Here is a 9,623-nt window from a genome sequence, read left to right on the forward strand (position 1 = left end):
TTCATTCGTGTCGGCGACACGCCCGAACATGTCATGTCGCGTAACATGATGAACTTGGCGGGGCGCCCCGGGAACCTTCCCATCGGCCTCCCAACAGGCAAGGAGCTACATGGCAGCCTCACGCGTCACGGCAGAGGTCGAAGAGCAGGACGAACTGGACCGCCGGGATCAGATCCTGGAGGCAGCGAATCAGTGCTTCACACAACTGGGCATTCAGCGTACGAGCGTGCAGGATGTGGCACGCATGGCGAACGTGTCGCGGGGCACGGTCTACCGATACTTCGAGGACCGCACTGTCCTCATCGACGCGGCGATCGAGTTCGGAGCACAGAAGTTCTACCGCCTGGTCGCAGAGGCCATGGCCGATAGGCCGACGCTGGCCGAGAAGCTCGGCGCGATGGCTGAGACCCACGCGAGGATCCTCATTGACCATCGGACACGCAACCGCCTGATGGCCGATGACGCCGAACTGATGCGCCACATGATTTCCGATGGCGACTCCGCGGTTCGGCGCTCCACCGAATTCTTGGTGCCGTACGTTCGCGAGGCGCAGAAGCGGGGCGAGGTCGGCTCCGGAGTCGACGTTACGGCCGCCAGTGAGTGGCTTGCCCGCATCATCTACTCGTTCTCGACGGTCAACGAGGCCCAGACGTTCGACATGTCCAAACCGGAAACCGTTCGCAAGTACGTCGAGAAGTTCGCGGTCAACGGCTTGCGCTGACTCGCCCCCGGCTCACATCTGTTCAACTGAACAATCTCTGTACTATTGTTCCTCCTTATGGCCGAGATGTGGCGCGAGGAGCGCATGTTGATCGACGGACGACTAGTCGCGTCGTCCAGTGGAGAGACGTACGACAACATCAATCCCGCGACCGAGCGCATCATCGGGGTCGCGTCGAACGCAAATGCAACCGATATGGACGCCGCGATCGCGGCGGCGCGGCGGGCGTTCGACCACACCGATTGGGCGCAGTCCCCGCAGTTCCGTGTTCAGTGCATTCGTCAACTGCACGAGGCCCTCACCAAGCACGCCGACGACTTTCGGGCGACAACGGTCTCCGAAGTCGGGTGTCCGGTAGCCCTGACGCTCGGACCCCAGTTCGACGCACCCGTGGCTGGGCTGCCCTGGGTGGCTGACCTCACCGAGTCCTATCAGTGGGAAACCAGCCTCGGACTCGCCGAGCCATTCGGCATGAAGACGCATCGCACGGTGCGCCGCGAGCCGGTTGGCGTCGTCGGAGCGATCACGCCGTGGAACTACCCCGTCCAGATCAACCTCGCCAAGCTGGTACCCGCGCTGGCCGCCGGCAACACCGTGGTGCTCAAACCCGCGCCCGACACACCGTATGCCGCGACACTGCTGGGTCAGCTGATCGCGGAGCACACCGACATCCCGGCCGGCGTTGTGAACATCGTGACATCCGCCGGACACTCTGTGGGACAGCAACTCTGCGAAGATCCCCGCGTCGACATGGTCTCGTTCACCGGATCGACCGCCACCGGCACACGCATCATGATCGCTGCTGCACCCACCATCAAGAAGGTTTTCCTGGAGCTCGGCGGCAAGTCGGCACTCGTCGCTCTCGATGACGCCGACATCGGATCTGTGGTCACCTCTGCGGCGTTCGCCGCCACGACACACGCAGGCCAGGGATGCGCCAACACCACGCGACTCCTGTTGCCCCGCGCGAAGTATCGCGAAGGCGTCGAGGCGCTGGCGGACACGCTGAAAGGCTGGCCGTATGGCGATCCGACCGACTCGTCGGTACTCATGGGTCCTCTCATCCGCGAAGAGCAGCGTCAGCGCGTTCTCGGTTACATCCGAAAGGGTGTCGACGAGGGCGCCACAATCGCGGTGGGCGGCGGCATTCCGGCCCACCTACCGACCGGCTATTTCGTGGAGCCGACTGTTCTGGCGGATGTGGATCCGGATTCCACTGTGGCCCAAGACGAGATCTTCGGACCCGTGCTGGTGGCGATACCGCACGACGGCGACGACCACGCCGTCGAGATCGCCAACAATTCGCGATACGGGTTGTCGGGAGGTGTGGTGAGCGCATCGGACGAGCGAGCGCGTGCCGTCGCAAACCGCATGCGCACCGGTACCGTCAACGTCAACGGCGGCGTGTTCTATGGCGTCGACGTGCCGTTCGGCGGCTATAAGCAGAGCGGTATCGGGCGGGAGATGGGTGTCGCCGGATTCGAGGAGTATTTGGAGATGAAGTCGATCGCCGAGGGGGCGCGGTGACCGACCGGTCCCTCAAGGACAAACGTGTGGTGGTCGTTGGCGGCTCGGCCGGCATCGGAAGAGCATTCGCCGTCAGAGCTATCGCCGAGGGTGCACACATGGTCGTCGTGGCACGCCGGGAGTTGCCACCCGAGGTGCTTGCCGGCGCGGCGGCGGCGACATCGATCTCTGCCGATATCCGCATACCGGCCGACTGCATCCGCATCGGTGAAACGGCCGCCGGCGCGCTCGGTGAGGTCGACCTGCTGGTGATCAGCGCCGGATACGCGCCGTTGAAACCCCTTTCGGACGTGGACGCCGACGACTGGCTGAAAGTGCTGGAGACCAATGTCATCGGCGTCCATCAGGTCATCCAGGCGCATCTTCCGGTCCTCGCACCCTCGGCCATCGTTGCTGTACTGTCGTCCGACTCCGTGCGCCATCCGCATCGCGCACTCGGCGCCTATTCAGCCAGCAAAGCTGCGATGGAGCGCAGCCTGGTGTCGTGGCGGCTAGAGCACCCGGGATACCGATTCAGTTGCATCGAAGTAGGGGCGACGGTGCCTACGGATTTCATCTCGGATTTCGATCCCGATCTCCTCGGTGTTGTTGCCGGGGAATGGATTTCTCGTGGTCTGGTTCCGGCGACACACATGACACCCGAGACCGTGGCCGACACCATGGCCGGCATCTTTGCCGGCGCGCTCGACAACCCGAACGTGGGCCTTGACCACGTGACCCTGAAGTCCCCAGCTGCTCCCATGACGCTATGAGCATCTCGCTGCTGTTGGAGATGGCGCAGGGTTCGACGCTGGCGATCAGCGGTGAAGCCGCGTTGGTCTCCGGTGAAACACGCTGGACGGTCCAAGAATTAAATGCCCTTGCCGACGGTGGCGCCGGTGTCATCGCGGCTTCCGGCGCCCAGCATGTCGCCTACGTCGGCACCGGTGGGGCGATGCTGCCGCTGCTGCTGTTCGCCGCGGCACGGGCCGCGATACCCGTCACGCCGCTGAATTACCGCCTGTCGGCCGACGGGTTGCAGACGCTGATCGGCCGGCTATCGAACCCGCTGGTGGTCGTCGACGACGAGTACCGCGACGCGGTCGGTGAGTCCGGTTTCGCCACGATCGGTTCCGGTGAGTTCCTCGACGCCGCCGCGAGGGCCGATCCCGTTGCCGAATTTGCCGATCCCGACGCGGTCGCAGTCGTGCTGTTCACTTCTGGCACCACTTCGGCACCGAAAGCCGTTGAACTCACTCACAGCAATCTGACCAGCTACATCATGGGCACCGTCGAATTCGCCTCCGCCGAACCCGACGACGCCGCGCTGATCTGTGTCCCGCCCTACCACATCGCCGGAGTCAGCGCCGCCCTGTCGAATCTCTACGCGGGACGAAAAATGGTGTACCTCACCAACTTCGACGCACAGAAATGGGTGCAGCTGGTGGCCGACGAAGGCGTCACCTCGGCGACGGTGGTCCCCACCATGCTCGACCGCATCGTCACCGTCCTCGAAAACGCCGACACCACACTTCCGACACTGCGCACCCTGGCCTACGGCGGCTCCAAAGTTCCTCTCCCCCTCGTGCGTAAAGCACTCGAACTACTACCCGCCGTCGGGTTCGTCAACGCCTACGGCCTCACCGAGACCAGCTCGACGATCGCCGTACTCACCCCCGACGACCACCGCGCCGCGCTGGCGGCCACCGACGAATCCGCGATCCGGCGCCTCGGATCGGTAGGACAACCCGTCCCGGGCATCGAAATCGAAATCCGCGCCCAGGACGGCACCGTCCTGGGACCGGGCCAGACCGGTGAACTGTTCGTGCGCGGAGAACAGGTCTCAGGCAAATACACCGACATCGGTTCGGTGCTCGACGAGAACGGCTGGTTCCCCACCAAAGACGTCGCCCACCTCGACGAGGCCGGCTACCTGTTCATCGGCGGCCGCTCCGACGACACCATCATCCGCGGCGGCGAGAACATCGCCCCCGCCGAGATCGAGGACGTCCTCGTCGAGCACCCCCACGTGCACGACTGCGCCGTCGTCGGCGCCGACGACCCCGAGTGGGGCCAGATCATCGTCGCCGTCGTCGTCCCCCAGCCCGGCACCCAACCCGACATCGAGGACCTGCGTTCCTACGTCCGATCCCAGCTGCGCGGATCCCGAACCCCCGACCGGGTGGTGTTCCGCGAAGAGCTGCCCACCAACGCGACCGGCAAGGTGCTGCGCCGCGAACTCGTCAACGAACTCAACGTGACCTCGAAGGAGCCCGCATGATCAAAAACGGCACCCGCCTGCAAAGCCAAGTCTGCGACACCCAGGTCATCATCGTGCGATCCTCCGACGCACTCGACGACCTGCGGATCGGCGGGGCACCCGCCATCCCCGTCGGAGACCAGCCCGATACCAGCATGTCCCTGGACGACACGCTGGCCGACGGGAACCTGATGGGCAAACGCTACGTCGACGACGGCGGCGCCGAAGTCCTCGTCACCAAAGCCGGCAAAGGCACCATCAGCATCGGCACAACTCCCCTCGCGCTCAAAGAAGCCAAACCCCTGCCCGCCAGCGACTAGGAGGCAGGGCAGATGACGACACAGGTGGAGTCGGCATGGTCGAGGTTCCCCGATTACCGCGTCGAACTGGTGCCGTGTTCGCTGACCGGGCAGGTGTGGGCGGGCGAGGTCCTGCTCGCCGAGAGCGACGCGTGCCTGGTCGTGACCGAAACCGACCACGAAGATCGCCTCTACTTCCCCCAATCTGCAGTTCACTGGGAGCATCTTGCGGGGAGCGACCACACCACGGTGTGCCCGTTCAAAGGGGAGGCGTGCTACTGGAACGTGACGGGAGCCGAAGCCAACGTCCCTAACGTGGCGTGGTCGTACCGCGAACCGCTCGACGAAGTCGCCGACATCGCCGGGTACGTGTCGTTCTACCACGACGTGGTCCGAGTGGTTCTTGTCGAACAGTGGGAAGACGGCTCGAAAGTGCCGACGGACTTCCCGCTGTGGGGAGACGCGGCAGAACTGTTGCGCTTGATCGACGTCCAGCCGTCGGGCGAGACGCGCTTCATCGGCCCGGCGCACGGCCCGACGCGACGGGACGTCGTCGAGGGCGGGCAGCTCGCCGCGCAGGCCATCGTTGCGGCAACAAAAGTTCTCTCAGGGCAACGGGTTACGTCGGCATCGATGATCTTCAGTAAAGCGGCATCATTCACGGCGCCTGTTGATTTGGCCGTCGAAGTGCTCCGAAGGGGTCGCACGTTCTCGACGACCGAGGTGCGTATCAGCCAGCACGACAGCCTGCGCTGCGTTGCTCTCTTACTCGCCGACTCGGGCGCGCCGGATGTGATCCGCGACGTCGAGGCAATGCCGGAGGTGCCGGGGCCCGACGCGGCGGTGCCGTTCGCGGGATTCTCCATGCCCGGCCGCGAACTGCGCATCGTCGACGGCGCCTACGACCCGGACCCGGACCGCGTCGGGCCACCCGTCATCAACGCCTGGACGCGGTTCCGTCACGATCCCGGAGCGGCCTATCTGCATCAAGCGCTGCTGGCGCAGTCGACCACGCACTGGACGATTGCGGCAGGGATGTTGCCACACCGCGGCTTCGGAGAGGCGCGTGCGCACCGCACACTGTCGACTGGAATCATGAAGTCCACCATCGCTTTTCACGATGATTCCGACGTCACCGACTGGCTGCTGTACGCGAATCGTGCGTTCTGGGCCGGTCGTGGCCTCGTTCAGGGTGAAGGCCGAGTCTTCACACGGGACGGACGTCTCGTGGCGTCCTACACGGTGCAGGCCATGATCCGCGCTTTCTACCGCGACCCGGCAGCAATGGGCCACGACAGCAGTACCGCAATGTAGGAGATCCTCACAAGTCACACTGGAGAGCCCGCCCCGGCGTCGTTCATCGCGTGTACCCGAGGACGTAGTGCCCACCGTCCGGGTGGTGATACCAGCCACCCGCCGCGCTGGTGCCGCCGTCGACGTGCAATGTCTGACCGGTCACGTACGCGCTCATATCGCTCGCGAGAAATACCGCCGCTCCAGCCATTTCATCGACGTGTCCGGCGCGCCCCAAGGGCACCATCAGCTTCGCGTTCTCCTCGCCTGCAGGCGCCATCGCGCGCAGGCTTTCGGTGAGCGTCAAATCCGGCGCCAAACCGTTCACCCGAATACCGTGCACAGCGAGTTCGAGCGCAGCGGTTTTCGTGAAGTTCTGCACCCCGGCCTTGGCCGCCGCGTATGCCGCGAAGCCGGGCGCAGCCCGCATTCCCTCGATCGTGCTGACGTTGATGATGCTACCGCCCGAACCGCCGGCGACCATGGCTCGCGCGACCCGCTGCGTGCACAGCAGCACCTGGCCAAGATTGAGGCGCAGCAACGCATCCCACCCGTTGGGCGACGTCTCAAGAAGGCCCGACCGGAAGACTCCCCCGGCGTTGTTCACCAGGATCGCGGGCACTCCCAGTTCGGCTACGGTTGCCGCCAACGCGGTGTCGACCTGGGCCTGGTCCCGGACATCAGTGACGCACGCCAGACCGTCCACCGCCGCGGCCACACGCTCGGCTGCGCCTCGTTCCCGCTCCCACACCGCGACCCGAGCGCCAAACTCGGCGAATGCCTCGGCGATCGCCCTACCGATCCCCGACCCTCCGCCGGTCACCACCGCCACCCTGCCGTCCAGCGCCACGGAAGTCCGTGTCAGCACCATGGCAACTCCTACGGTGGTGGAATGATTACCGATCCGAACCAGTCGTGCAGTGTGACAACGTAACACTTTCTGTTCTATTATTCAGCCGTCCTCACGGCTGCTGTTGCGAAATGGAGTATCGATGAACCGTCTCAAGGGAAAGGTCGCCCTCGTCACCGGCGCAGCCCGCGGGCAGGGGCGCAGCCACGCGGTGCACTTGGCCGATGAGGGCGCCGATGTCATCGCGATCGATATCTGCGCCGACATCGAGTCGAATGAGTACCCGCTCGCGACGCCCGAAGATCTCGACGAGACAGTCAACCTCATCGAAAAGTCGGGACAGCGCGCGTTCTCCGCCGCGGTCGATGTCCGGGACCGATCCTCGCTGAAGGCGACCCTGGACGAGGCAGTTGGCCAACTCGGTGGTCTCCACGTGGTCGTCGCCAACGCCGGAATCTGCCCGCAGGGCAACCACATTCCCTTCCGTGGCTTCGTCGACGCCTTCGACGTGGACTTCGTCGGCGTGGTCAACACCATCCACGTAAGCCTCGACCATCTGAACGCAGGCAGCTCGATCATCGCCACCGGCTCCATCGCCGGTTTAATAGACCAGAAGGATCTCGCAACCGGCGGTGGCCCGCAGGGGCCTGGCGGCGCCGGCTACGGCATGGCGAAGAAGATGATTCGTGACTACACCAAGGCCCTTGCGCTGACGATGGCGCCGCACAGCATCCGCGTAAACGCGATACACCCGACCAACGTCAATACCGACATGCTGCACAATGTGCCGATGTACAAGGTGTTCCGGCCCGATCTGCCGGAGCCGACAAGGGAGGACGCCGAATTGGTGTTCCCGATCCTCCAGGCCATGCCGACGCCGTGGGTCGAGCCGGAGGACATCTCTCACGCGGTGGTGTACCTGGCATCTGATGAGTCTCGGTTCGTCACGGGACAACAACTCTTCGTCGACGCCGGAGCCGGCTTGAAGCTGGGGATGTGACAGGCGCAAAGTCCGAGCCCCCCGGTGCGCATCGTCCGTTGTCCGGTGTACGGGTCATCGAGATCTCCAGCTTTGTGGCGGTACCGCTCGCGGGTATGACACTTGCTCAGCTTGGTGCCGAGGTGATCCGCGTCGACCCGATCGGCGGTGCTGCCGACTATCACCGCTGGCCGGTTACCGACGCGGGCGAGTCCATCTACTGGGCCGGCCTCAACAAGGGAAAGCGCTCGATGGCCGTGGACGTGCGTTCCGCGGCAGGCCAGCAGTTGATTCAGCGGCTTATCGTTGACGCAGGTGTCGTGATGACGAATGTTTCAGGGCGGCAATGGCATTCGTACGCTGCCCTGTCGGCGTTGCGCGCTGATCTGATTCACGTCGAAGTATCCGGCCGCGCAGACGGCGGCACAGGCGTCGACTACACCGTCAACGCGGGAGTCGGCTTCCCCCTGGTCACCGGGCCTGCCGATCTGGACGTGCCTGTCAACCACGTGCTGCCCGCATGGGATGTCACGTGCGGAATCTATGCAGCACTTGCCGTCACAGCCGCTCTGCGGCATCGCGACGCCACCGGCGCAGGCCAACGGGTGAGCATCCCGCTGGAGAATGTCGCCCTCGCTACGGCGGGCAATCTGAGCTTCCTGACAGAGGTGATGATCAACGGCACACCGCGTCAGCGGATCGGCAACGCGATCTTCGGCCAATACGGCCAGCAATTCGCAAGTTCCGACGGCGCGGCGTTCATGATCGTCGCGCTGACCGGCAGGCACTTCCGCGATCTCACCGAGCTCACCGCGACGACCAATGCCGTTGCTGCGCTTGCTGAATCGCTGAATGTGGACTTTGCGGACGAGGGGCATCGGTACCGTCATCGCGACGCGCTCACCGATCTCTTCACCACTTGGTTTTCCAGCCACAGCGCAGATGAGGTCGCGACTGCGCTAGCTAGGACGTCAATCCTGTGGGAGCGCTACCGCAGTTTCGCAGACGTCGTCACCGATCCCAAGGTGACGGACAACCCGTTGTTCGCGACCCTCGTTCAACCACGCATCGGCGACTACCTCGCACCCGGCCTGCCGCTGGCGATCGACGGCACGTACCCCGCCGCGGCGGCCGCGCCGGCTCTAGGCGATCACACCGCCGACGTGCTACGCAGCGTCGGGATCCCCGATGACGAGATCGGTGCGCTACTCGATGCCGGGACGGTCGCGTAAGCGCTCCGGCGGACCCACCGCACGCCTTCCTCGACCGCAGTTTGGGGTGCGCTACAAGTCCCTGGGCCGATGGGGCTCACGACGATGCGAGAACACTACGGCGAAGCCGAGCACAACGTCGTAGCGACGTATCACCACCGCCGATCTCACCGCACGCTACATCGCGAACCTGTCCGCGATAACCGCTGCGGCGATGGCACCCGGCCCGTACGTCCACTCGGCTCAGTCAGACCGGATCGTCGGACTCCAGCTATAGCGCTCACCGATCCAGACGAGACCACGCTGGACCCGCACGGTGTCGTCACAGTCGAGCGTGCCGTTGGCGTTCGAACAACGACTGTCGCCGGACCGACGTTCGGACAAGCTTGCCTGTCCGGGTTCACCGCGGATTACCCGCTCAAGATGGGTGGAGCTAAGGGTGTCTGAGTTCATGACATAGGTGACAGATGAGTCGCGTCATGCGTGACATCTGGAACACTGGTC

Annotated in this window: 9 protein-coding genes; 8 read left to right on the top strand and 1 reads right to left on the bottom strand. The window is 64.6% G+C overall.

Annotated elements, in window-relative coordinates; genetic code table 11:
- The first annotated feature begins 109 nt into the window (after positions 1–109).
- From AWC12_RS18790 to AWC12_RS18815, 6 genes are read left to right on the top strand one after another with little or no spacing between them, the layout of a single operon-like run.
- On the top strand, positions 110–721 hold the full coding sequence (locus AWC12_RS18790) for a TetR/AcrR family transcriptional regulator (protein WP_085176212.1): 612 nt from the start codon (positions 110–112) through the stop codon (positions 719–721).
- A gap of 57 nt (positions 722–778) precedes the next feature.
- Positions 779–2,248, top strand: a complete 1,470-nt coding sequence (locus tag AWC12_RS18795; RefSeq protein WP_085176214.1) for an aldehyde dehydrogenase — start codon at positions 779–781, stop codon at positions 2,246–2,248.
- Positions 2,249–2,277: 29 nt separating this feature from the next.
- Positions 2,278–3,000 (top strand): SDR family oxidoreductase, encoded by a 723-nt coding sequence (locus AWC12_RS18800; protein ID WP_234814090.1) that lies wholly within the window; start codon positions 2,278–2,280, stop codon positions 2,998–3,000.
- Complete coding sequence (locus AWC12_RS18805) at positions 2,997–4,508, top strand: class I adenylate-forming enzyme family protein (RefSeq protein WP_085176218.1); 1,512 nt, start codon at positions 2,997–2,999, stop codon at positions 4,506–4,508. Before AWC12_RS18800 ends, AWC12_RS18805 begins: the two co-directional genes overlap by 4 nt.
- The gene (locus AWC12_RS18810; protein ID WP_085176221.1) at positions 4,505–4,807 is read left to right on the top strand and encodes a hypothetical protein; all 303 of its coding nucleotides are present in this window, start codon (positions 4,505–4,507) and stop codon (positions 4,805–4,807) included. Before AWC12_RS18805 ends, AWC12_RS18810 begins: the two co-directional genes overlap by 4 nt.
- Positions 4,808–4,819: 12 nt before the next feature.
- A complete protein-coding gene (locus AWC12_RS18815; RefSeq protein WP_085176223.1) occupies positions 4,820–6,100 on the top strand; it encodes a DUF427 domain-containing protein in 1,281 nt (426 codons plus the stop codon).
- 43 nt (positions 6,101–6,143) lie between these two features.
- Here AWC12_RS18815 and AWC12_RS18820 read toward each other — a convergent pair whose 3' ends face one another.
- Positions 6,144–6,950: an SDR family NAD(P)-dependent oxidoreductase gene (locus tag AWC12_RS18820; protein ID WP_085176225.1), complete on the bottom strand. Its 807-nt coding sequence runs from the start codon at positions 6,948–6,950 to the stop codon at positions 6,144–6,146.
- 121 nt (positions 6,951–7,071) lie between these two features.
- On the opposite strand from AWC12_RS18820, the gene AWC12_RS18825 reads away from it, so the two are divergent.
- Entirely contained in the window at positions 7,072–7,929 is an 858-nt protein-coding gene (locus tag AWC12_RS18825; RefSeq protein WP_085176227.1) for a mycofactocin-coupled SDR family oxidoreductase, read from the top strand.
- Positions 7,926–9,140, top strand: coding sequence for a CoA transferase (locus tag AWC12_RS18830; RefSeq protein WP_085176228.1), 1,215 nt, complete (start codon positions 7,926–7,928; stop codon positions 9,138–9,140). Before AWC12_RS18825 ends, AWC12_RS18830 begins: the two co-directional genes overlap by 4 nt.
- The last annotated feature ends 483 nt before the right edge of the window (positions 9,141–9,623 follow it).

The sequence above is a fragment of the Mycolicibacterium iranicum genome (genome assembly GCF_002101705.1).
Taxonomy (GTDB): Bacteria; Actinomycetota; Actinomycetes; order Mycobacteriales; family Mycobacteriaceae; genus Mycobacterium; species Mycobacterium iranicum.

Coding starts and splice junctions, on each gene's coding strand:
- AWC12_RS18820 (WP_085176225.1), bottom strand. CDS start 6,950: ATGGTGCTGACACGGACTTCCGTGGCGCTGGACGGCAGGGTGGCGGTG.
- AWC12_RS18805 (WP_085176218.1), top strand. CDS start 2,997: ATGAGCATCTCGCTGCTGTTGGAGATGGCGCAGGGTTCGACGCTGGCG.
- AWC12_RS18795 (WP_085176214.1), top strand. CDS start 779: ATGGCCGAGATGTGGCGCGAGGAGCGCATGTTGATCGACGGACGACTA.
- AWC12_RS18815 (WP_085176223.1), top strand. CDS start 4,820: ATGACGACACAGGTGGAGTCGGCATGGTCGAGGTTCCCCGATTACCGC.
- AWC12_RS18825 (WP_085176227.1), top strand. CDS start 7,072: ATGAACCGTCTCAAGGGAAAGGTCGCCCTCGTCACCGGCGCAGCCCGC.
- AWC12_RS18810 (WP_085176221.1), top strand. CDS start 4,505: ATGATCAAAAACGGCACCCGCCTGCAAAGCCAAGTCTGCGACACCCAG.
- AWC12_RS18790 (WP_085176212.1), top strand. CDS start 110: ATGGCAGCCTCACGCGTCACGGCAGAGGTCGAAGAGCAGGACGAACTG.